23 protein-coding genes and 3 pseudogenes are annotated in these 23016 nt (G+C 42.9%); 14 read left to right on the top strand and 12 right to left on the bottom strand.

What is annotated here, in order from left to right:
- Positions 1-94: 94 nt before the first annotated feature.
- Positions 95-331, top strand: a complete 237-nt coding sequence (locus IPP77_07860; protein ID MBL0309576.1) for a hypothetical protein — start codon at positions 95-97, stop codon at positions 329-331.
- On the opposite strand, the gene IPP77_07855 is transcribed toward IPP77_07860, so the two are convergent.
- Together IPP77_07855 and IPP77_07850 are read right to left on the bottom strand one after the other, a co-directional pair.
- On the bottom strand, positions 322-669 hold the full coding sequence (locus IPP77_07855) for a hypothetical protein (GenBank protein ID MBL0309575.1): 348 nt from the start codon (positions 667-669) through the stop codon (positions 322-324). The two genes, IPP77_07860 and IPP77_07855, sit on opposite strands and share 10 nt — an antisense overlap.
- Before the next feature lie 205 nt (positions 670-874).
- Positions 875-1444, bottom strand: coding sequence for a hypothetical protein (locus tag IPP77_07850; GenBank protein MBL0309574.1), 570 nt, complete (start codon positions 1442-1444; stop codon positions 875-877).
- 512 nt (positions 1445-1956) lie between these two features.
- Here IPP77_07850 and IPP77_07845 point away from each other — a divergent pair.
- Together IPP77_07845 and IPP77_07840 are read left to right on the top strand one after the other, a co-directional pair.
- Entirely contained in the window at positions 1957-3027 is a 1071-nt protein-coding gene (locus IPP77_07845) for a nucleotidyltransferase domain-containing protein (GenBank protein ID MBL0309573.1), read from the top strand.
- Positions 3027-3806, top strand: a complete 780-nt coding sequence (locus IPP77_07840; protein MBL0309572.1) for a hypothetical protein — start codon at positions 3027-3029, stop codon at positions 3804-3806. The genes IPP77_07845 and IPP77_07840 overlap by 1 nt, the downstream gene beginning before the upstream one ends.
- Before the next feature lie 39 nt (positions 3807-3845).
- Here the strand turns inward: IPP77_07840 and IPP77_07835 are convergent, their stop codons facing one another.
- Together IPP77_07835 and IPP77_07830 are read right to left on the bottom strand one after the other, a co-directional pair.
- Positions 3846-4352 carry a hypothetical protein gene (locus IPP77_07835; GenBank protein ID MBL0309571.1) on the bottom strand — a complete coding sequence of 169 codons (507 nt, stop codon included), beginning with the start codon at positions 4350-4352 and terminating at the stop codon, positions 3846-3848.
- Between the two features lie 251 nt (positions 4353-4603).
- Positions 4604-6408 (bottom strand): annotated as a pseudogene (locus IPP77_07830) (ATP-dependent helicase).
- 400 nt (positions 6409-6808) lie between these two features.
- On the opposite strand from IPP77_07830, the gene IPP77_07825 reads away from it, so the two are divergent.
- Complete coding sequence (locus IPP77_07825) at positions 6809-7015, top strand: hypothetical protein (protein MBL0309570.1); 207 nt, start codon at positions 6809-6811, stop codon at positions 7013-7015.
- Positions 7016-7079: 64 nt separating this feature from the next.
- Here IPP77_07825 and IPP77_07820 read toward each other — a convergent pair whose 3' ends face one another.
- From IPP77_07820 to meaB, 4 genes and pseudogenes are all read right to left on the bottom strand, one after another.
- Positions 7080-7589, bottom strand: a complete 510-nt coding sequence (locus IPP77_07820; GenBank protein MBL0309569.1) for a peptidylprolyl isomerase — start codon at positions 7587-7589, stop codon at positions 7080-7082.
- A gap of 95 nt (positions 7590-7684) precedes the next feature.
- A pseudogene (gene selD, locus IPP77_07815) lies at positions 7685-8717 on the bottom strand (selenide, water dikinase SelD).
- On the bottom strand, positions 8707-9741 hold the full coding sequence (gene mnmH / locus IPP77_07810) for a tRNA 2-selenouridine(34) synthase MnmH (GenBank protein ID MBL0309568.1): 1035 nt from the start codon (positions 9739-9741) through the stop codon (positions 8707-8709). The pseudogene selD and the gene mnmH overlap by 11 nt, the downstream one beginning before the upstream one ends.
- 5 nt (positions 9742-9746) lie before the next feature.
- Positions 9747-10640 carry a methylmalonyl Co-A mutase-associated GTPase MeaB gene (meaB, locus tag IPP77_07805; GenBank protein ID MBL0309567.1) on the bottom strand — a complete coding sequence of 298 codons (894 nt, stop codon included), beginning with the start codon at positions 10638-10640 and terminating at the stop codon, positions 9747-9749.
- Between the two features lie 53 nt (positions 10641-10693).
- Here meaB and IPP77_07800 point away from each other — a divergent pair, with 53 nt between their 5' ends.
- From IPP77_07800 to IPP77_07790, 3 genes are read left to right on the top strand one after another with little or no spacing between them, the layout of a single operon-like run.
- Entirely contained in the window at positions 10694-11920 is a 1227-nt protein-coding gene (locus IPP77_07800) for an O-antigen ligase family protein (GenBank protein MBL0309566.1), read from the top strand.
- A complete protein-coding gene (locus IPP77_07795) occupies positions 11913-12662 on the top strand; it encodes a glycosyltransferase family 2 protein (protein ID MBL0309565.1) in 750 nt (249 codons plus the stop codon). Before IPP77_07800 ends, IPP77_07795 begins: the two co-directional genes overlap by 8 nt.
- Entirely contained in the window at positions 12659-13786 is a 1128-nt protein-coding gene (locus IPP77_07790) for a glycosyltransferase family 4 protein (GenBank protein ID MBL0309564.1), read from the top strand. Before IPP77_07795 ends, IPP77_07790 begins: the two co-directional genes overlap by 4 nt.
- Before the next feature lie 31 nt (positions 13787-13817).
- Here IPP77_07790 and IPP77_07785 read toward each other — a convergent pair whose 3' ends face one another.
- Both IPP77_07785 and IPP77_07780 read right to left on the bottom strand, forming a co-directional pair.
- On the bottom strand, positions 13818-14057 hold the full coding sequence (locus tag IPP77_07785; GenBank protein ID MBL0309563.1) for a type II toxin-antitoxin system HicA family toxin: 240 nt from the start codon (positions 14055-14057) through the stop codon (positions 13818-13820).
- The gene (locus tag IPP77_07780; protein ID MBL0309562.1) at positions 14054-14287 is read right to left on the bottom strand and encodes a type II toxin-antitoxin system HicB family antitoxin; all 234 of its coding nucleotides are present in this window, start codon (positions 14285-14287) and stop codon (positions 14054-14056) included. The genes IPP77_07785 and IPP77_07780 overlap by 4 nt, the downstream gene beginning before the upstream one ends.
- Positions 14288-14413: 126 nt before the next feature.
- Here IPP77_07780 and IPP77_07775 point away from each other — a divergent pair, with 126 nt between their 5' ends.
- Both IPP77_07775 and IPP77_07770 read left to right on the top strand, forming a co-directional pair.
- Positions 14414-15133 (top strand): DUF4292 domain-containing protein, encoded by a 720-nt coding sequence (locus IPP77_07775; GenBank protein MBL0309561.1) that lies wholly within the window; start codon positions 14414-14416, stop codon positions 15131-15133.
- Complete coding sequence (locus IPP77_07770) at positions 15130-16464, top strand: peptidoglycan DD-metalloendopeptidase family protein (GenBank protein MBL0309560.1); 1335 nt, start codon at positions 15130-15132, stop codon at positions 16462-16464. The genes IPP77_07775 and IPP77_07770 overlap by 4 nt, the downstream gene beginning before the upstream one ends.
- A 39-nt stretch (positions 16465-16503) precedes the next feature.
- Here IPP77_07770 and IPP77_07765 read toward each other — a convergent pair whose 3' ends face one another.
- Together IPP77_07765 and IPP77_07760 are read right to left on the bottom strand one after the other, a co-directional pair.
- Positions 16504-17922, bottom strand: coding sequence for a hypothetical protein (locus tag IPP77_07765; protein MBL0309559.1), 1419 nt, complete (start codon positions 17920-17922; stop codon positions 16504-16506).
- A gap of 25 nt (positions 17923-17947) precedes the next feature.
- Positions 17948-19051: a hypothetical protein gene (locus IPP77_07760; GenBank protein MBL0309558.1), complete on the bottom strand. Its 1104-nt coding sequence runs from the start codon at positions 19049-19051 to the stop codon at positions 17948-17950.
- Positions 19052-19683: 632 nt separating this feature from the next.
- On the opposite strand from IPP77_07760, the pseudogene IPP77_07755 reads away from it, so the two are divergent.
- From IPP77_07755 to IPP77_07735, 5 genes and pseudogenes are all read left to right on the top strand, one after another.
- Positions 19684-20512 (top strand): annotated as a pseudogene (locus tag IPP77_07755) (IS5 family transposase).
- A gap of 84 nt (positions 20513-20596) precedes the next feature.
- Positions 20597-21079 carry a hypothetical protein gene (locus IPP77_07750; protein ID MBL0309557.1) on the top strand — a complete coding sequence of 161 codons (483 nt, stop codon included), beginning with the start codon at positions 20597-20599 and terminating at the stop codon, positions 21077-21079.
- Between the two features lie 302 nt (positions 21080-21381).
- Positions 21382-21672, top strand: coding sequence for a hypothetical protein (locus IPP77_07745; protein ID MBL0309556.1), 291 nt, complete (start codon positions 21382-21384; stop codon positions 21670-21672).
- Positions 21673-21679: 7 nt separating this feature from the next.
- Positions 21680-21967 (top strand): hypothetical protein, encoded by a 288-nt coding sequence (locus IPP77_07740; GenBank protein MBL0309555.1) that lies wholly within the window; start codon positions 21680-21682, stop codon positions 21965-21967.
- Positions 21968-22021: 54 nt separating this feature from the next.
- Positions 22022-22477, top strand: a complete 456-nt coding sequence (locus IPP77_07735; GenBank protein ID MBL0309554.1) for a hypothetical protein — start codon at positions 22022-22024, stop codon at positions 22475-22477.
- Positions 22478-23016 lie beyond the last annotated feature (539 nt).

The following is a 23016-nucleotide window of genomic DNA, read 5'->3' as shown; positions in this document are numbered from 1 at the left end:
ATACCACGTTTCGGTACTTTTCGCAAAATTATTCTATAAGCCTTCTTCATGCTGCTCTGTCCGCTAATAGGTTTCAAAGATAGGGTTTAAATGGTTGTTTGTAAACACTGGAGGTAGTAAAGGGCTTGGGACTGACTGGCGCTATCGCTCGCGTCCTTCTCTGACCATTTCAATCGCCACTTGTACTTTGCCAATTAATAATGTCGGAGGCAAAAGAAACTTTGCGCGCAAGATACAAGCGAACGAGATTGTTGTAAAACTTCTCGATGACCTCAGACTTTTTGTAAACATTCCATTCTCCAAGAATGGAATGTTTGTTTATTACCGCTGATACTTTACACAGTTTACCGAAAGAATTCCTTCGCTTAATTCGCTTGCCATACTTGGCAAAAGGAATTCAATATTTTTCTTGTAGGCAGTTTTCCAAAATATTTTTAGTTGTTCTCTTGCTTTTTCGTTTATAAATAACTCCACTTCTTTGGTTATTAGAAGCATGGCGACATCTCCTTCTCGCTCGTTCAAAACAAATACAAAATCGTCTTCATCATTTTGTAATCCTTGCTTCCAAAAATCAATATGCTCTTTCATCTCAAATTCATAGAGCCGGCACTCCATTTCTCCGTCAAGGAGTAATGCCCGATGCAGATTTGTTTGAATTGTGTTTTTCATTTCATTTTTGTTTTATTACTCAGCTCTCGAAAGTGACCATTCCAATCGCACCCGCACTTTATCAATTAGACTTCTTCGGAAAGTCATCCATTTGTCTCTCTCTGGAGAGTCTATCCCGAATTTATTTCGGGAGAGTGTAGAGGGAGGAAATTAAACAAACCTGATCTTTTGAAAAAGTCTAAGCTTGTTTAGAGATGCCAAACCGCTAATCTTCAATCACCCATTTTTGCGCGTTTTTCATATCCGGCTTGGCATCATGCACCGCCCTGAATTCATTCATACTACCAAACCAGTCCAACGCTTCTTGGCGCATCAACTTAGAGGGTTTATCAGACAAAAAGGCACTGTATGAACTATAAGGATACTCTTTGAAATCATCGGCAAGGCCGTGTGTTTCGGGATTGGCGTGAATGTAGCGGATCAAGGTGCCGAAATAATGTTCATTCTCTACTTCTATACGCTTAAAATTTTTCTGAAACAGGCTACCGGTGCGCGACTCTTGTTTGTTGATGGCCTTTGCATAACTCATAAGCATCCTTCGGAACTGTTCGCTAACGATTTGTTCGGGCGTTCGTAAACTTTCCAAGTCTCCGAGACTTGGAAAGTTTTGAGTACGAGGGATGGCATCGGTACTAGGACTTAGAAAGTTTTCTTTAACCCGCACCAGCAGGTGAAAATGATTGGGCAGCAGACAATAGGCGAAAGTATCGAGATAATCGCCGAGGTAGCGATCGTATTGCTTCAGATAAATAGCCTTCTTCGGAAAATCGTCCATTTATCTCCCTCTGGAGGGAGTGTAGAGGGAGGAAATTAAACAAACCCGATTTTCCGAAGAAGGCTAATAAGGGCAATTCTCGGGTCGGTAAAAAATATTCTCCCGATTGTTGCCCCGGTTATAGATATGGTAGAAAGCACCGGAGTGAAGCGGTGAATAATAATCCATCATCTAAAGTATAATTTTCTGAGAACGAAGCGATACCATCCCTCCAAGGGATGGTATCGTTCTACGTGCTCGTAAACATTCCAAGTCTCGAAGACTTGGAATGTTTGTTTAGCTCTGCCCGCTAATAGCCTTCAAGGACAGGGTTTAAATGGTTGTTTGTAAACACCGGAGGTAGTAAAGGGCTTGGGGAAAGGGAGATAGGGATAAAATGCCCCGACGACTTTGAGAAAGTTTGGGAATGGGGGACGTATTTATATGCTTTAATTGCCACCGCTCATTTCGATAGTTAAAATGATAGTCACGCCAAGTATTTTATTTTTGACCAGCATTCCAAACTATTTGCTGTGACAGAATACCTAATTGAAAAAGTAGACTTAATAGAATTTGCAAGGAAACATGGAAGAGAGTGGAAGGGTATTTCTGGGGCGATCAATTTAGCCGAAAAATACCGCGTTTCTATATCTCAGGCCTTTCCCCCACCGCCACTATTTTCTTCTGATATTGACTTGGTTGTGTTCGGTTCTTTGGCCCGAAACGAATGCACAGAAGGAAGTGATTTAGATTGGACATTGCTCATTGATGGTCAGGCAAATTCAGTTCATCGCGCATCTGAATTGAGTGTAAAGCAGGCACTAGAAAAAATCGAACTAGCTAAGCCGGGAACCACAGGGGTATTTGGCCACATGACATTTAGTCATGACTTGATTCATTATATAGGAGGACAGGAAGATACCAATCATAACATAACTCAACGAGTATTAATGTTGTTGGAGTCTGAAAAAATTGCTGTTGGGGGTATTGGTGCTCAAGGAACCGCATATGATCGTGTCACGAGGGGAATTATACAGCAATATATAAATGATGATTCCGGCTTTCGTTCTGAGCGGGGAAAGCAATTAAAAGTGCCTAGATTTTTGCTCAATGACATTATACGTTTTTGGCGGACAATGTGTGTAGATTTTGCATATAAACAGCGGGAACAAGATGGCAGAAAATGGGCTCTGAGAAACCTAAAGCTGCGCATGTCAAGAAAACTGATCTATGCTAAGGGACTTTTGATGTGCTTCAGTTGTTATCAAAACGAAAATCTTAAGAATTTAGCAGACATTGAAAATCATCTTTTTGCCTGCGTTCAAACAAGACCGCTAGAATTTATATTAAGCATTTTGATACGCTTGAAAACACCAGAAGAATTAATTCTTCAACTCATGGATGCTTATGACAACTTTATTGTGCTTTTGAATTCATCTAAAAGAGATCATCTTGAAAAATTGCCACTGGATAAAGTCTATACTGACCCAATATTCAGACAGGCGCGAGACAACAGTGATAAATTTAAAGAAGCGATGAACAGAATCTTTATCTTTGAGGCCCCATTATTGAAAGAGTTTACACTTAAATACGGTATATTTTAATGAACGTTGGATTTTCGACAGGAAGCTTAGCACTCGGTGATTTTCGTAGGGGAATAGAGATGTGCAGAGGGAAACATGTTAATGCAGTTGAGTTATCTGCATTGAGAGAAAGTGAATTGGCTGGACTTATTGATTCGCTAGATGACATAGATATTGCCCCGTTCGAATATATTTCGTTTCATGCACCCAGTAAAATAGTTCATTATTCGGAGAAAGAGGTTGTATCTCTGTTATCCAAAGTGGCTGAGCGGCGCTGGATGATTATTGTACATCCGGATATTATTACGGAGTTTGACGTATGGCAGCAATTAGGGCAATATTTGTGCATCGAAAACATGGACAAGCGAAAGAGCATAGGCCGTACCTTTTATGATATGGATGCTCTTTTTGAAATGCTACCCGAAGCTTCTTTTTGTCTGGATGTTGCACATGCTCGGCAGGTGGATCCGACGATGTCGGAGGCATTATTAATGCTGATGGAGTTTAGAAAACGCATCACCCAGATACATTTGAGCGATGTGAACTCAAGCTCCGTTCATGAGCCCCTGAACATGGAAGCCATTCTTTCTTATCGGAGGATCTCTAAACTGATACATCCCGATACTCCTATTATCATTGAGTCGCCAGTAGTTGAAAATCAGATGAATCAAGAGGTAGAATATGCCGAATACATTTTCGACGATGAAAAGTTTAATCGAGACCTATCCCGCTTTTCCGAAAACTTCATTGTGAAGGAAATGATGAACAAGCAGAAAGAGCAGACCTCAGTCTTTGCATAGCCCGCTCGCTGTATATCCACCATCTTGTTCAAGTTAAAATTAGTATCCAATTAAAACTATTCCTTCTAGTGGAAGTTTTAAGCGGCTATTGATATAAAGGGTTTCAAAGAATTGAAAAATTTTACTGAAATCATCGTTGCCACGATAATCATTTCTTACAGCAAGAATTAAATAATTGACACTTGGCATCATGCAAGCTTGGAAAACATCTTTCAAAAACTGATTGTTGACATAAGCCCTGCCAGCTTCAACTTCTAAAACAATTCTGTTATCACCACTTACAGCATCGGCATCAAATGATTTATCAATTCTGTTATTCAAACTAAATAAAACCGGAACTTTAATTTTATCTACTTGTGATTTACTTGCTTCAACTTTGAAATTTAATTTTTCTAAAGAAGGTCTTATTATCTTTAAAACTTCATCACTATTCAATGTGTTTTCTGGAGATTTTATTTTGTCATAATTTTTATCAAAACAATCAATGACAGCTTGCACCTCTTTAGTGATGCCGAATGAGCGAGGGAATAATTGATACTGTAACATAAAATATAAGTTGCTTGATTTTGACAAAGGTAAATATTTGGTGGACGGTTTTTTCGAATTAGAGATTGCAGGGCACATTCTTATACTGTGTTGGACTTGCTCCGTCGGGTCGTGTTGTATATCTGCGCAAAGGCTGTAAGAAAACGGTTGATTAGATGTTCGAAAGTTTCAAGTTAGTAGTGTTTCAATATAGCAGTCTTTATCATTTTGCGTCTTTTGTTTTTATCGGTCTGCAAGTTGTCACGTGTCCGTTACCCATATAGTTCTTCAAGCTCTAATTTTTTAATTCTTGATCTTATGGCCCCTTTTGTTCGTCCGAAATGTTTAGCAATGTCACGAGTATTTACACCTTCACAAAACATTACTGTCAATTCTTTATCAAGTTCATCTGTCCAGGGTTTGTAAGCGTCTTTGTGTTTTTCTCGCACTTCATCAAGAGAGTATGCTTTTTCAGTTGGCGCATCCCTTTTTCTGTTTTCGGAATCGAAATAGGTTTGTTCCCCTTACTTGAAATTTCAATCACCTTCTTTTCTTCTTCGGCCAAAACTCTCATTACTTGAATTTGAGGAGAAGATGGAAAGTCAGACGGCATCAAGGTTTCTGGAATATAAATTTTGTTTCGCGTTCTTGTTACTGCCACATACAGAAGGTTAACTTCTTCATTGAGTTTGGCTGTGCTGACTTCCCCTTTTTCCTTTTCTTCCTTTATCTTCTCTAATTTTTCTTTGTTGATGAAATCATTTACAATGTGAATTGCATCATACTCCATTCCTTTGCATCGGTGAACAGTTGAAAAAATTACTTCTGCCTTTTCTTTCTCGTCATTCTCAACATGCTTTTCTTTAATTGCTTTGATGATGTTTGGAATTTCATTTCCATACTCCCTCACAATTTCAACCATCATTCCGAGTTGTACATCTTCTGTTTTCTCAATATAATCTTCCAGCTCATTTAAGTCATTCATTGCCTTAATCAGCCTATCTTTGATGAGATGATGTTTGCCGTTGTAAAGATTTAAAACATCATAAAGTGATGCCCCTTCGTCTGCGTAAGTATAAGAGTTAATGTTACCTTCAAAGTAAATGTGCTTTACTTTTTTCTTTTCGGTTACATACTCAATAGCTTTCAAAAGAAGTCCAAGATTTGTTCTTGCAAGAACAGCTTTCGTTTTTACTTCTTTGCTATTTCCTTTTCCTGTAATCGGAATGTGTTTGTCTTCGCCAATATGTTTTTTCCATTTGAGTACTTCCATTGCAAGATTTGCAATGTCTTGACTGAAGCGAAAACTTGTTGAAAGATTGAACGTGTTGAAGTCTGCTTTTTCAAGAGAATTTACCGCATGTCGCCAACCATAAATTTGTTGGTGAGTATCACCAACAATAACTTTGGTTGCTTTCTGTTTGAGAAATACATCAAGCATCGCTTGCGATGCGTCTTGTCCTTCGTCAAACAAAATGTAGTTGTAATATAATTTTGGATTTGACAGCTGAAATTTTTTCAGATAGAAGTCATGAGTGATTTCAATTTCTCCTTTGTCCATCTTACTTAACAGCAAACGAGATTGATTTTCTATGTATTCGTAAAATGTGGTTACAAACGCTTTTGCTTTGCTGTCGGAAACTGTGTCAAGATAATTTAAGTCCTGAACTTTTTGCTTGTCGCTGTTGCAGAAATAAGTAATAAATTTGTTGATGTGGTTAGCCACAACATATTCGGTGTGCTTTTCTCCGTTGCCTTGCAAGTTGAGTAGTTCAGCAATTTCGTTTGTCTTGTAACCTTGTGCCTTTACTTTGTAATCATGTTTGAAAACAACAAATTTGTAAGCAAGCGAATGAGCCGTTTCTACTTTCACATTGTGAAGTCCTTTGTCCGCAAACTTTTTAACGGCTTCTAACTTTACCGATTTGTTGAAAGCAAGGTAAAGTATTTTGCTATTCTTCGGCCGTGTCTTGGCATATTCAATTATGGTTGTTGTCTTACCCGAACCAGCAACAGCATTTATTTTGATGTTACCAGCAGAATTGATAATTGCATTTTGTTCGGCTGTCCATTCCATTTCAATTCAAAGAAAAAGAATGTTACCGGCAAAACAAAATATTTGTGTCATTGTCTATCAGTTGATTTGTTTCAGAATATTTCAAGCTAGCGCTGTCCTAATAAGGTTATCGGTAACATGTATTATGTAGAATAGATATATTAAAAACTTCGAGCAATTTCCCCCCCAATCATCTAATTTCTCAAAATTTTAGATTCGCAAAGTTGTGCGATTTTTAATTATACTCACAAAAAATCATATCCGTCCCTTCCCCATCCACCTTAATATAACAAAACAACCCCCTTTAATCCGAAATATCCTGTGTTTCGTCAAAAACATGTTAAATCATCTATTTTCTGCAAATACCCAGACTCATTCTGTGACAGAATGAGGCAAAACCGCGGCAGAATTAGGCAAGTCTGTGACGAAAATAGGGAAGTCCGCCGCAAGATTAGGGAAACTCGTCATAGAAATAGGGAAGTGCGGCGCAGAAATACCTAAATCCGTCGCAAGAATAGGGAAGTCCACCACGAAAATAGGACAGGTTGCCACAGAAATAGGCAAACTCGCGATGGAAATAGGGAAATCTGTAGTGGAAATAGGCAAGATTGCCGCAGAAACAGACTAAATAATGGCAAAAACAGCTATCGCCGTTGCCAGAAGAAAGAAGAAAGTTTAAAAATCAGTAATGCTTAATGATGGCTGTGGTCGCCGTGTTCATGCACGTGGCCATGCTCCAGTTCGGTTTGGTTGGCTTCGCGTACTTCCAGCACAACGCCCGAGAAATAGAGAGGTTTTCCGGCAAACGGATGATTGAGATCAACCGTAACCTTATCACCTTCTATATTGACTACCCGTCCCTGGAAGGGGTTGCCATCTTGGTCTTGCAGGGGCACTACGTTGCCCACAAAAACCATTTCATCCTGTACTACACCGTCAACGGCAAACACTTTTTTATCTAAAGAGATGACCGCCTGTTGATCATATTCTCCATAGCCGTCCTCGGCGGTGAGGGAGAAGTTGAATTGATTTCCGGCAATCAAGCCTTCGAGGCTTTTTTCAAACTTATCGAGCACATTGTTATGACCGACCAGAAAAGAAAAGGGACTTTCTTTATCTGCCGCATCCATCACCGGTCCGGTGGGTTCGGTGCGCAGTTCATAAGTGATTTTTACAACGGTGTTTGGAGCAGCTTTCATCATTTTAATTGAGCGTTATAGAATAGAACAAGAATCGAAATGCCTATCGGGGGAGAGAAGAATGTCGTTTTCTTGCGAGGCAAAATTATAATTTTTCTTCAGGAATTAATACGAATGCTGACACTGTTTTGAGGGCTCATGCGCCCGATGAGGGCGGGGTGGAGGCCGGATTTTTTGGCAATCGCCAAAAAATCTGTCTGTGCATGTGCATCTATCGAAACCAATAAACCACCGCTGGTTTGCGGATCGCAGAGCGTTAATAAAGACTCGCCGTTGATGCCCGCCACTTTCTTTTCATAAGATTTCCAGTTGCGCATGGTGTTGTCGGCATAGATAAACTTGGCAGCCAAATCTTTCACACCGCTCATCAGGGGAACGTTCGGGTAATCTATTTCGGCACTGAGGCCGGAGCCTTCGCACATTTCAAGGAGGTGCCCGAGCAATCCGAAACCGGTCACATCGGTCAAGGCATGTACGAACGACTGTTCGCCCAGCACTGCGCCAAAGGAATTAAGTTGGCACATAGAATCCACCGCCTCTTGAATGGCTTCGGCTTGGATAATCTCTCTTTTCAGCGCAGTGGCGAGCATACCGGTGCCGAGAGGTTTGGTGAGATAGAGCAGATCACCGGCCTTTGCGGTGGAGTTCTTTTTCAGGTTTTTGATTTCGACGGTACCGGTCACCGCCAAGCCAAAGAAAGGTTCGGGAGCGTCAATAGTATGTCCACCGCCAATCACCACACCCGCCTGTGCGCAGGTGTGTTTTCCCTCCGGCGATGATTTGTTGCGCCACCGCTGCCGGTATTTTTTCAACGGGAAAGCCGAGGATGACGATAGCGAGGAAAGGCTTTCCACCCATAGCATATACATCGCTCAGCGCATTGGCCGCAGCGATTCGTCCATAATCAAAAGGATGGTTGACGATGGGGGTAAAGAAATCGGTGGTGCTGATGATGGCCGTGCCGTCGCCCCGATCATATACCGCAGCGTCGTCTTTCGTTTCGTTACCAACGAGTAGGTTTTTATCCATCGGGCTTTCCCCGCTGTTTTTCAAGATTTCTTCCAGCACGGAGGGGGCAATCTTGCATCCGCAACCGGAACCGTGGGAGAATTGAGTGAGTTTAATTTCCATAATTTTTATGTGCTTGTTCTATAAGTGTATTTGCAATCGAATCCGGTTGGCCATCTTCAAATAGGAGATGGATAATATTCTTGGTGTCTTTCAACGCTATGCCTTTTTCGTAAGCCTTGTCGTAATAGCGCAAGGCGATTTGTACTGCTTGAGGTACATCGCCGGAGGCGAGTGCATCTATAGCCAATTTCCATTGTTCATTGCCCAGTCGCTTTTTAATTTTGGTGATAGATTCTTTCAATTCTTCTATAGAGAAAGAGCCATATTCCCGAATCAGTTTTTTTAAGCGTATTTCTTCGGGCAGTTCAATGACAAACAGAGGTGATACCCTCATGTGGTTCCAAAGATTCAAATCAAGAAATACCCTACCGATGGTGCGGCTTTCATCTTCTACCCAAACCGGTTTGTTCCGATCGAAATACTTCATTTCTTCTGCTACCAGATTTTCGAAATGCTCCGTGCTGGGTTGCGCCGCCTGCCCCAAAGCGCCGAAGGCAGAGCCTTTGTGCTGCGCCAGTGCTTCGAGGTCCACCATTTGCGCACCCCGTTGTTTTAATTGTTGAAGAACATCTGTTTTGCCGCTACCGGTTTTTCCTCCTAATACGATGAACCGGAAGGGTTCAGCCAGAATGTTCAGCACGCGGTGGCGATAAGATTTATAACCACCTTTTAATACTGAAACTTTATAACCGTGTTGATGCAGTAGCATGGCAACACCTTCGCTGCGCATTCCTCCGCGCCAGCAGTGTACGAACACTCGTTCGCTTTTTTTGTGTCCGACTACAAACTCAAGGAAGCCCGGTATTTTCTTTTCGGCAATCTGTCGTCCCATTATAATAGCCTCTTCCTTTCCCTGTTGTTTGTAGAGCGTACCAACTATTTTTCTTTCCTCATTATTGAATAGGGGCATGTTGACCGCCTGTGGAATATGTCCATATTCATATTCCCCCTCCGACCGGACATCTATCATAAGATGCCCCGCTGACTGTTTCAGAAACTCGTCTATTTCGAGTGAAGTAACCATGCCGCTCAAAGATATTGTTGAACGAAACTATAAAGGTTGAAGTTCTGTCGGTTCATCTCGTGACTAAGAGCCTGTTTCATTTTGTCTAAATCGAAATTCTTCATCTTGTTTTTAGAAATGATTCTGACTGCCTTTTCGGATAGCAACACCAATTTGCGTTCTTGATTTTGTGGAGCGCTCTCTAATTTTTTGAATGCAGCAATCAATTCAGGCACACCGGTGGAATCTACCGCTACGGTTTTCAAAATAGGCAGATGTTCTTTACCATTCAATTGCAATTGGTTGGATAATGAACTAACCAGAGCTTCGGCATCGGCACGGTCGGATTTGTTGATGACGAAGATGTCGGCAATCTCCATCAGGCCGGCTTTCATCGTTTGCACAGAATCACCGGCTTCGGGAACCAAGATGACCACCGTGGTATCTGCGAGCCCGGCAATTTCCACTTCGCTTTGCCCCACGCCCACGGTTTCGATAAACAGATAATCAAAGGGATAGCTGCGCATCACTTCCACTACTTCTATAATCTTATCGCTCAGTCCACCCAACGAGCCGCGCGTAGCCAGCGAACGGATATATAAATTGGGATTGGTGAAATGAGCACTCATCCGCAGCCGGTCGCCGAGCAATGCGCCGAGGTTGAAAGGGGAGGAGGGGTCAATCAAAATCAATCCGATTTTCTTGTCTTCGCCCAATAAAATACTCAAGACGGCGTTAAGCAGCGTACTTTTACCTGCGCCCGGCGGGCCGGTGAAGCCCACGACGGGGATGTTTTTGGGTTGCAGGTGATGAAGAATATCTTCAAATCCTTCGACTTCGTTCTCCACTAAGGAAATGGTACGTGCCAGAGTTTTATAATCGGGAATGGAAAGATTGTCTGACAAGAGTTTTATGTTTATGCTTTAAAATTAAAATCCTTTTGCAAAGCCCGATACCCAACAATAGTTTTTCATTGAAAAGATGGATAGGAGAGGATCAGTTATTATGGGTCATTGTCGGCTGCTGTCAACTAGTCTTTATCGGCTTTGTGGCTTCGCGTGCGCTGGCGAGCATCGGGATGATGTCCATGCTGCTGGTCAGTTTGCTGTTTTATGGAGGAGATACTTTTAAAAACTATTTCGCCCGAAAGGAATGGTGGATTCTGTCCCTTTTCTTTTGGATTGTTTTGTTTTCAGGGATTTATTCTGAAGATAAAACGAGTTGGATGAATTGGGTGAGGATAAAATTACCATACATTGCCTTGCCCTTGGCATTTGCCCCGCTTAAAAAGCTTTCCACCAAACAAATCACTGCGCTGCTTTATGGATTTATCTTGGTGTTTGCTGTTAGCACTATAGTGGTATTGGTTCGATATTTTTTGAACTATGAAGCCATCACCGAATCCTTCTCGAGGGGCAATGGTATTCCGATGCCTTATAGTCACATTCGTTATTCCCTGATGTTGGCTTTCTCTTTTTTCTGCTGCCTATGGCTGCTAGAACGGAAAGAATATCTATTTGGTTCCAAAGAAAGATGGGTCTTGATTCTTTTGGCAGCTTTTGCTTTTGTCGCCTTGCATATACTGAGCGTGCGCAGTGGATTGCTTGCGCTTTACATCGGGGTTATCTTTCTCGCATGGCGAGAGGCGTTCCGGCGCAAACGAATTTTTCAAAGTCTGTTGGTTGTTGTAGCCGTATCCATATTGCCCTATTTGGCTTATCACTTTCTACCCGGTTTTCATAATAAGATAGAATACATGAAATGGGATTTGGCTCAATATCGCGAAGGAAACATCAACGACTATTCAGATGCCATGCGTCTGGTGTCTATGAAGGTGGGGATGCAGATATGGAAACAACACCCCTTGATTGGAGTAGGTTCGGGAGATTTGAAAATTGAAAGCGACAAAGTGCACGCCAGTGATTATCCTGAGATCAGCGAACAGAACAGGCGTATTCCGCACAATCAGTTCATCTGGGTGCTGGCAACGACGGGAGTAATAGGGTTACTTCTTTTTCTAATGGCATTTTTTGTTCCGCTTGTGGTGAACGGACATTACAAGCTTTGGATATTGACACTGCTCCACCTGATTCTCTTTTCTTCCTTTCTGACGGAGGACACCCTAGAAGAGCAAATCGGCACGGGCTTTTATCTTATTTTTCTGTTGGTATTCATAAATTACGATCGCCGTAATGAATAAACTAACGGTTGTTATTATCACTTATAATGAGGAAACCAACATCGGAAGATGTTTGGATTCTGTTTGTGGTATTGCCGACGAAATCATTGCGGTAGATTCGTTCTCCACCGACCGGACTCGTGAAATTGCCGAACAAAAGGGAGCGAAAGTCCATGCCAGGAAATTTGATTCTTATGGGATACAGAAAAATTATGGTAACGCCTTGGCAAGTCATGACTATATCTTCTCCATAGATGCAGATGAAGTATTGAGTGAAGAACTTAAACAATCAATCATAGAAGCGAAGTCCAATTTTCTCCATGATGCTTACGTGATGAACCGTTTGAATTTCTTGGGAAGCAAACCAATCCGCACCTGTGGCTGGTATCCGGATAAGAAATTGCGTTTATTCAGGAAGAATAAAGGAAAATGGAATGAAGCGCTCATCCATGAGAAATTAGAGATGCAAAATATGGTATCCGTAGCTCACCTGTTCGGCGACCTGCTTCATTACACATACCCTACTCAAGAGTCGCTTATCAAGCAAAGCGATAGGTTTGCCTCGATAGCTGCACAGCAATTAAAAGATAAATCCCTCCTCTATCTTATAATGAAAATGCTTTTCAGTCCGATGTTCAAACTCTTCCGAAACTATTTTTTGAATTTAGGATTTATGGAAGGCAGCCTTGGTTGGACCATCTGTTATTACCAAAGTCGCGAAGTCTTTCTGAAATATTTTCTAGCGATTAAAATGAAACGGTGATGAAAATCGGTTTCGATGCCAAGCGCGCCTTGAATAACTCCACCGGATTGGGAAATCATGCTCGTATTCTTATCAATGCCTTGGCACAAAAATTTCCCGAGCATGAATACCTGCTCTTTTCGCCCAGATCAAGGGAGGAGGAGTTTTATAAACTGTATGACAAGTTGCAAATCATTGCGCCAAAGACAAAGTTTGATAAGGCATTCTCTCCTTTTTGGCGCTCGTTCAGCATGATCGAACAATTGAAGGGACGAGGCGTGAATATTTATCATGGACTGAGCAATGAACTGCCGTTCAATATACATCAGTCGGGTATTCCATCGGTGGTGACGATTCACGATTTGATTTTTCTGAAACACACGCAGCAGTATTTCTTTCTTGACCGGAAGATTTATGAGATCAAAACCCGCTATGCTGCTAAACATGCCAACCGGATTATTGCTGTGAGCGAGGAGACTAAAAATGATTTAGTGCACTTTTATAAAACCCCAAAAGAGAAAATAACAGTCATTCACCCGGCGGTGGAACCCGTGTTCTATAAAATAGCGACCGTGGAAGCCAAATCAGAGCTCAAGAGGAAATATGCGCTCCCTGAAAAATTCATGCTCAATGTATCTTCCTTTTTCCCACGTAAAAATCAAAAGACATTGATTCGCGCTTTTGATTTAATCAAAGATAAAGTGGACGAGAATTTAATCCTTGTCGGCTCTGGCGGTTCGGAAAGGAAAAGTATCCTTCATCTTATTGCTCAAATGAAATTGGAACGCAGAATAAAAATCATTTCCGGCATATCCAACGAAGAACTGCCTACGCTCTATCAACTCGCTGCTGTGTTTGTATATCCTTCCATCTATGAAGGTTTCGGAGCGCCGGTGCTCGAAGCGCTGTGCAGCCGCACTCCTGTTATCACTACGTCCGGTGGCTGTATGCAGGAAGCCGGTGGAGAGCATTCCATATATATAGATCCACATCAGCCGGAAGAAATTGCTGATGCACTGATTCGAGTGTTGCGGAACGAATCTCTGAGAAAAGAAATGATTGACAAGGGCTATGCTCATGCGCTGTCGCTGACTCCAGAGACTTTTGCAGAGAAAACTATGCGGGCCTATTTGGATGTAACCTGAAACATTTACAGGTGAAAGGTGGAAACCAGATTTATTTTGCTTCTATCCAAACGACAAATTCTTCCATATCCATAATCAAATCTTCGCGAACAATTTTGCGTAGCAGTCCTCTTGGTATATCGTCATTATGATGAACGGGTATAGTTGTCACCCGACCGTCGGGATGCTTCATCCGGTAATGAGAGCCTTTAATGCGAACGATTTCAAAGCCATGTTGCATCAGCAGCCGCACTAAGTTTTTCCCGGACATGACCGGCTGTTTGTTGCTCATGCCACTTTGACGTGCAACTCGCGAAACCCGATAAACTTATTAATCTCTAAGGCAGGCTCATCCTCCATACACAAATCAATTGCTTCACGAATATTTTTTAGTGCCTCTTCCACCGTTTTGCCATAAGAATGGCAACCCTTAAAAGAGGGGCAGGAAACAATATATACATCGTCCTCGTCCTGTTCAATTAGAATAGGGAGGTGCAGGGTTTTCTCATCGCTGATTTTCATAAGGCTAAGATATAAGAAAACCTGATCAGATAGTTCCCTGTTAATTCCCCCTAATTTTTTAGCCCGGCGACGCTGCTTCATAATATTCTACATCTTTGGCACGTTATTTATCAGGGCTCAATTAAAATGAAATTTAAGACGGTTGTTTTATTCATGGTGTATGTGGTGTTCAGCGTTTCTGGCTTTGCACAGGAACCGCCTATTTCTGATGCGGACACTTTGATAGCGCGCATCGCAGCAACACAGTTTGATTATCAAACCCTTTCGGCGCGGGCCAAAGTGAGTTGGAGCGATGGTGATGAGCGGACTTCTTTTCAAACCGGCATAAGGATGAAAAAGGACAGTCTGGTATGGATGAGTCTATCCACCGCGGGTATTGAAGGCGTGCGCCTGTTGATAGGCCGCGACTCGATGCGGGTGCTCAACAATTTCTCTGGCGATATGACTACCCACGACCTTAGCTATTTGCAATTCTGGCTGCCCTTCCCGGTCAACTTCAATCAACTGCAACAATTCATAGCGGGGCAAAGAATGAGCATCGGCGAAAAAGCGGCTTTAGTGACAGAACAGGATAGCTTTTGGGTGCTTCACACTGAATCAAACAATATGCGCGAAACCGTGTGGGTGGACAAACAAGAGTACACCCTCCGCAAAATTCTGTTGAAAGACAAGCTTCTGAACCAGGATATGGAAATTATTTTTGAGGCCTATGCGGCGCTGAATGAAAAACCGTTTTCATATCGGCGACTCATGACTATTCATCACGGAGCGGCAGTGATGCAAATGTCCATTGAAATCAGCCGCGCAAAACGGAATGAAGAATTGACCTATCCTTTTGATAAATGAAAACCCAGTTGACAGTGCCGAAGGCTTGGATGCCAATTGACTTTGGTCGGTGGTCTATGAAAAAGATAGCTCAGGTTTCCCTTTGTATCCTTTTTAGCTTGATCTCCTTTGTCCATGCAGACGCGCAAAGCACACAGAAAAAGAAGGTGCAACTTCAAAGTCAAATGAAGAAGTTGCAAGAGGAAATCAAGTTGATTAACGCCGACATGAAGCGGACCAGTGCCAAAAAGGTGAAGAGCCTTTCGGAGATACAAGCTCTCCAGGCCAAGATTCGTTCTCGCGAAAAACTAATTCAAAATCTCGGAGGTCAAATCAATGAGATGGACGAGGAAATCAACCTGATGGAATCTGAACTCGTCGAAAAAGCAACGGAGGTGGAGAAGATGAAACAGGATTATGCCGAGATGTTGCGCAAGAGTTATGAAAACATCACACTTCAAAATCAGGTGGTGTTTCTGCTCTCCTCCGCTACTTTTTATGAGGCGGCCCGACGATATAATTATCTATTGCGCATTGCCGATTACCGGCGCGGACAGGCTAAGGAGTTGCAACTGGCCATAGAGGATTTACAGAGCCGTCACGATACGTTAGCACTTAGCAAAGAAGAAAAGCAAACTATTCTCGGCCAGCAAACCCACCAGAAGGTGCGCATGGAGCAAGAGAAACAGGAGAAAGACCAAGCGGTAGTCATGCTACAGGAAAAAGAAAAAACGCTGCGCAAAAGAATAGAGCAGAAAAACAAAGCTGCTCAGGCACTCAACAACAAGATTCAAAAGATTATTGAAGAAGAAATTCGCTTGGCAAGAAAGAAAGCGGAAGATGAAGAAAAGCGGCGGCGCGAACAAGATGCCAAGAAAGGCATTGTGCGCAAAGCTCCGACCCTCATCACCTTGACCCCCGAAGAACAGGAACTGTCGAAAGGCTTTTCAAACAATCGCGGCAAGTTGCCTTGGCCGGTGCTGAAGGGCTACGTCATTTCTTCTTTTGGCAAACATGAACACGCGGTGCTGAAAGGAGTGATGGTAGAAAATAACGGCATAGACATTAAAACCGAACGCGGTGCAGAAGCTCGCGCACTTTTTGGAGGAACCGTCGTGAGTGTGTTCTATCTGCCCACCACGCAAAACTGTATCATCATCAAGCACGGCGAATATTTCACGGTCTATTCTAATATTGAAACCGTCAGCGTGAAGCCCAATCAAACGGTAGACATCAAGCAGTCACTTGGCAAACTTTACACCGACTCAAGCGAAGACGTGACAAAGGTCCATTTGGAAATCTGGAAAGGCAAGGACAAATTAGATCCAGATGTTTGGCTAGCGGGCAGATAAATTATTCCGACCAACCGCTGCCATCCATCACCGGCTCCATCACTTCTTATATTTATCCATATACGGGATCAGCACCACATCGCCGTTCAGCATAAAAGGCAGGCGATAGAAGCCGATATTGTCCTCCAGCCATTTGTCTTTTATTTTCCAGTCTGTAAAATTATCGTTCGTCACCAGCAGGCAATGATGTTTTTTGACTTGTTTAATCAAATGTACATCTGCCGGAATGCCCGAAGGAGATTCTGAATATTTGCATAATTCCTTTATCTCCTTCAGCAACTCCCGGTCTTTCACTACATGATAAAGATTGCTATCCGAAATGACGTGGATGTCCTCAAAATGATAATCCGTTCTCAGCTTCTTCACCACAATCAGAATATTTTTCAATTCGGCCTTGAACCCATCCTTCTTCCGGTCGGCCATGTTGGAGTTGTAGGCCACGTTGCTTCCATCTACCACCACCATTCTCAGTTCAATATGTTTGGTTTCAAACAAATTCTTATCCGCATCGTAGGTGCCGAATAGCTTCACCTGATTGCTACTGACTAAAAACTTTTTGACCTCTTCTTCTGTGCTCAGTTGCCGCGTAAACCACTGCGGAAATTTCACTTGGCCATCCTCCTCTGTCCGCTTATAGTCTTCTGTTGATTTGACAAAGAAATCATACAGCTTTTTAAATTCGGTGGTCTGGCCGTTCGGCAGTTTGGAAACAATGCTGATCAGCAGCAGCTCATCAAAGGCGGCATCGGGATAGATGGATAGGCTCAGATCTACAAACTTTTCCAGTTCTTTCTTGCTTAGAATACCCTTCGACTTTGCCAATTTGAATTCCTCCAAAGAAATGAAGCATCCTTTATTGAACAGTTTAAAATCGTCAGAATTATTCAATCCTTTTTCAATCGCCATCTGATGTTCCAGCGGATTGGTAAAGCCCGCTTCCCATACGGTCATGAAATGCCGAAAATCAGTAAATGACTTCTCCTGTGCATAGTCAAACAAATCTTTCACGTGGGTGATTTCCCCTAAGCGAGGCAGCGCCGGATTGTCGTTGCGCGTTCTTTCAAAAACTACATAGCCGTCCACATAGCCTTTCGTTTTCATTTCCTCAAACACCGAGGCATCAGTGATGCTGTGCTCTTGTGCCGTTTGATATTCGGCATAGGTGCTACAGTTGATTTGCTGCGCGGCATAAAAGGTAGTAGAGTCGGGAAAACTATTTTCTGTGGCGGTTTGAAAATCTTCGAGCGATTCGTAGCCTGCTGTGGGGCATACATACAAAGCTCCTTTACTCGCCAAGCCAAAAGCCTCGGCATCCGTTTCGGGAATGCGAGTGACGATAATCTGCTTCAGGTGATTGGCATTGGCATAATGAACAAATTCTTCCAGCGACCGCAATTCGAGCAACTGCTCCGCCTTGCGAATGATGGCGTGGTAGTAGTCATACTTTTTGGTTTTCATCGGCTATGTTTTTAAATGAATAAAGTTACAACTCCAGCGATTGTTTATCATACATTTCTTCCTCCGGTTTGAGCAACTCCGGTTTGTTGACCAATATCAGCACCGCTTTTTCGCCAGTACAGTTTTCGGGCATATTCTTCTTAAAAGCCTCGACAGATTCTTTGGGAATCATTCCACACCACTCCAGATAATCCCAAACAATCTCTGCCGGACAGATGGATAGAAAATTTTCGGTGCGGCTCTTTTGATTCAACTGGGCCCGCACTCTATTCAGCAACATATTCTCTGCTGCTTTTTTCTCTGCCTCTTGCACATAATCCAGCAAATGGGTAGAGAAATAGTTTCGATAAGCATCAAAATTTTCGGGACCAAAGTCTTCCTTCATCAAAATGTGGTGCCAGTCCTCTATCGCTTTCCTCATTTCGGGATGCGGAAATAAATCTTGTTTAATAGATTTCAATTCGGCAGCCGTAAACGCAGTCAAGGCGGGCAAATCAGGCAGCCGAAAGGTCAGCACCTCGGCGTTTTCGTCTGCCTCATCAATATCGCTCACCACTATATTAGCTTCGGACACATAATCCCAAAAAGGGAGAGTGAACGCATAGCCATCAGTTTTGTCGGTCCAATAATCGCGCAGATTTTCGCTATATGCTTTGGCATCACGCTCGATGGACTCCGGCATTTCGACAGAGGAGCCGTGTAGAATAATCTCGTTGGCCTCCACCAGAGGCATCAGTCCCAAATATCCCGCGCGAGCGAAACTTTCTTTGAATCTCTTCACGGCTTCTTCATATAGAACGTCCATGGCATGCTCCACCTTTTTGCGAGCCACAATCATCTCCTTTGTTTCGTGTTTCACTTTATGGCGCATTTTATTCCGCGCTTCATAGTAGATTTCTACATCTTTCAGAAACCGCGGATTGGGCTCATGGCGGGCAAAGTCCATAATCATCGCCTTCTTAAACTGTCCCGATGGATTACTCCACCCTTGTTCAGCGTCCACACCCATCACGCTGCTGCCGGCCACTAGGGCTGCATCGCCAACCAAATAGCTGGTCCGGATAATCTGCCCGTCGAAAAGCGGGTGTATTTTAGAATGTGTGAAATTGATGCATGAGAATATTAACATAAATCTGATTTTTCAAACGAACGTTTCAACCGTCTTTATATATAAGAGCAAATTAAACGCTCTTCCGCGAAACTTAAAAACCAACAATTTCTCTAACGCATAAGTACTTGTTTTATGCTAACAGGGACCGAATAGCTACGAACTGGTCCCTGTCTCTTGCTAACAGGGACCGAATAGCAGCTAACAGGCACCTATCTTTGGCTAACAGGGACCGAATCGCTGCGAACAGGCACCTGTCTTTGGCGAACAGGGACCGAATAGCTACGAACTGGTCCCTGTCTCTTGCGAACAGGTACCGAGTAGCAGCTAACAGGCACCTGTCTTTAGCTAACAGGGACCGAGTAGCTACGAACAGGCACCTATCTCTTACTAACAGGGACCGAATAGCTACGAACAGGGACCTATCTCTTGCTAACAGGGACCGAATAGCTGGAGATGGGTACCGAATAGCAATGGGTCGGTCAAAAATGGAGAGAGGGGAGGACAATTTGGCGGAAGAAAGCAGGTGCTGCCCAAAAACATTAGACTTCTTTCCAAAATGGGTTTATTCTAAAAATAAGTACACTAGACTATGTGTTCTGTTGATTGAATTGTGGAAAAACAGAAGTTTGATAATTTCTTTGCTTCATGCGATGGACAATTATTCAAAACAGCCAAAGGCACAGTTTAAACGTAGTACAGGAGTCACCTGAGAGGTGTTTCATCTGATGGTGCAGGCTCTAGAAGAGGCAAATGCAAAAGCAAGAAAGCACCTGCCGTGGAGTGGCTTCCAAATTAAGTTTAGAGGATAAGATTTTGATGCTCCTGATGTATTACAGGGAGTATCGAACCATGTTCCATATTGGCATTACCTATGACATTAGTGAATCGGCGGTTTGTAAAATAATTATGGATACGGAGCATAAGCTCATCAACGATCCCCGGTTTCATTTGCCTGGCAAAAAAGGTACTTACCTGTCCGGAAAATAAGTTTGAGCTAGTCTGGATAGATGTGACGGAAACCCCTATTGAGCGACCTAAAAAAACAGCGGCGTTATTACTCAGGTAAAAAGAAAAGACACACCTTAAAATCACAGATAATAGCAGACCAAAATACCCGACAGATTGTTTGCACCGAAGTGGGAAATGGACGCAAGCATGATTACAAGCTGTATAAACAAAGCCAAACACCCATCCATCCCACCATAACCGCAGAAGTAGATACCGGATACCAAGGATTACAAAAGGCACATCCCAATACCGAAATACCAAAGAAAAAGAAGCAAGAAAAATCCGCTTACCAAAACAGATAAACAAAGAAACCAACGGATATCCTCCAGCAGGGTGGCTATCGAGAATATCATCCGAAAACTCAAAATATTCAGAATACTGGCTGAAAAATATCGAAACAGAAGAAGAAGGTTCAAATTGCGGCTCAACCTAATCGCGGCTATTGCTAACTTACTAACTAAGCCTATTTGATTTTGGAAAGAGGTCTATTATATACGTTTTGCCTTTTTTGGTGATGCTCATTATAATTGTTTTTCAAAAGATGAAAAAACACGGATGGTGGCGAATGATTATTTAGCCATCTTCGTTCCATACAATAAAACATTAATGATGACTCGAATTCAGGAAATATTTTGTGACAGCACTTCGGATCGGCTCCCTGCGCAGCCGCTCTTTACATATAAGAGTACCTATCACCAGTCGGCGTACCGAGACCGGGTGTTTGTGGACTTTTCGCTTTTCGTGGTTGATAAGCCCTCTTTGCATCTGGGCATCTGGCGATGCCGCGTCAATTTCTGGCTACCTGAAAATACGGACATAAGCGAAGAGCTAAACAACCTGCAATATTATATGACCGGTTTCCGCCGGGCATTGGCAGAAGCCGAAAAGTTTGTTTTTAGCAAATACGGCCTTCAACAAATCCTCGCTCCGCAAACTGATGAGCAGCTAACTGAGAAATACGAGACACTGGAATCTACCCGAATAGCCCGGCAGCAATCCGGCGTGGTACAGAGAGTGGCGAGGAAGTTTGAACCATGATTAAAGTGATTAAATAATTACGATGATTAGCGAAGAGTACAAGCTTTCAAAATTAACCGGGAAAATTATCGGTTGCGCTATGGAAGCTCATTAAAACAATCCTGATTTTCCGAAGAGGTCTAATATACCTTTTAGAAAGTTCGATTCCCACCTTCGGTACTTCCCTAAAAGTTTATTTTCGACCTGTGAATTATTTACTACGGATAGACGAAGCGAAAAGCCACGAAACGTCCAACATTTCATTCCTTTCAAGTTTGTCCGATTACAGGCTCGAAAAGAAGCTCGCCATTATTCGGGAGCAGATGATTATTGCTGAAAAAAATAAACAAGGCGAAGCCATCGAGCTGCTTAAAATCTGGGAAAGACAAGTGATTGAAGCACGAGTTTTGAAACATGAGCAACAACCGGTGCAGGCTGAAATGACGGAGATAGAAAGAGAGCTTGCCGAAATAGAAGCGCAAGAGGAAAAGGTTGAAAAAAGAACGAAAATTCTTGAAGGCCTTACCAAGCAAAGCGAGGAAGCGACTATTGATGATGAAGAAACAACCACCGAATATCAACCGCCGAGCGATAATCAATTAAAGCTTTTTTAGTCCGACCATGACCGTCTCTAAAGAACAGGCGAGAAAAACCCTCGAAAAATTAGTAGCACAGTTCAGCGAACAGGCTGCCTCTTACAAAAGCAGTTCTTACGATGAGGCGAAGCTGCGCATGGACTTTCTCAACAAGTTTTTCAAAGCCCTTGGCTGGGATGTAGATAATGAAGAAGGTCTGGCAGAAAGTTACCGCGAGGTGATTTATGAGGACAAGGTGAAAGTGGGCAAAAGCACCAAAGCGCCTGATTATGGCTTTCGACTTTCGGGCAGTTTCAAACGATTGTTTTTGTAGAAGCCAAGAAGCCCGCGGTTCAAATCAAAACCAACAAAGAAGCGTCCTACCCAGTTGCGGCGCTACGGGCGCAGCGCACAAACGGCTGTTTCGCTGCTCACCAATTTTGAAGAGCTGGCTGTTTATGATTGCAGCAAGAAACCTTCGCTGAATGATAGCGCTGCGGTGGGCAGAATCAAGTACTTGCATTATACAGAGTATCTCAACGAGTTTGATTTTCTATACGACACCTTCAGCCGCGAAGCAGTGGTGAAAGGACGCTTTGACAAATACATTCAGAGCGATACGCAAAAGCGCGGCTCGGTGCCGCTCGATAAAGAATTTGTAGAATCGCTGAACCAGTGGCGCAAATATCTGGCTGTCAGCATGGCGAAAAATAACCAGAAGCTAAACGAAGAGCAATTAAATTTTGCGGTGCAGCAAACCATTGACCGCTTGATTTTTCTTCGCTTTTGCGAAGACCGCAGTAGAGCATTATGGCAAACTGAGAGAAGCATCTGCCAAAGGTGATGCCTACAAAAACCTGCTGGCGGTTTTTACCGAGGCCGACAATAAATACAACAGCGGTCTTTTTGATTTTGAAAAGGACACCATCACCCCCTCTCAAGAGGGGAAGAGTTTAGTCATTCTATGCAATGGATGAAGGAAGCGGAGGTTGTATTTGTCCAGCCCTAGGTGTAGGCTCTGCCTACACCCTACCAAGCATTCAGCTTATAGCTGAAGAATTTCATGCAAAAAACCCTGACCATCTCCTTCCCGTCAACACCATTATTCAATCTGCAATTGCGTTCGACTCCTTTGGAGTCGTATGTTTATAGCATATCGTTCGCTATAAACATACGACCGCATCGCGGTCGCACTTCCTTAACTTAATGGCATTGCCCAGCTCAACTCACCAGATCTTTACCCAATTTTTCCCCCATCAGCAATCTGAATCAAAAATGTTCTTGAAGGGAGAGGAGATATATCGAGTGTTTCTTGTTTACCTTTCATTTCCTCTCGAAAAAAGCACCCGAATACCTTACTCCTTCTGGGTTTCAGAAGATATA

It is taken from the genome of Bacteroidota bacterium, from assembly GCA_016722375.1.
Lineage (GTDB): Bacteria > Bacteroidota > Bacteroidia > Chitinophagales > LD1 > Bog-950.
The sequence above is the reverse complement of the archived record's forward strand: the minus strand, read 5'-3'. Positions and strand labels throughout refer to the sequence as shown.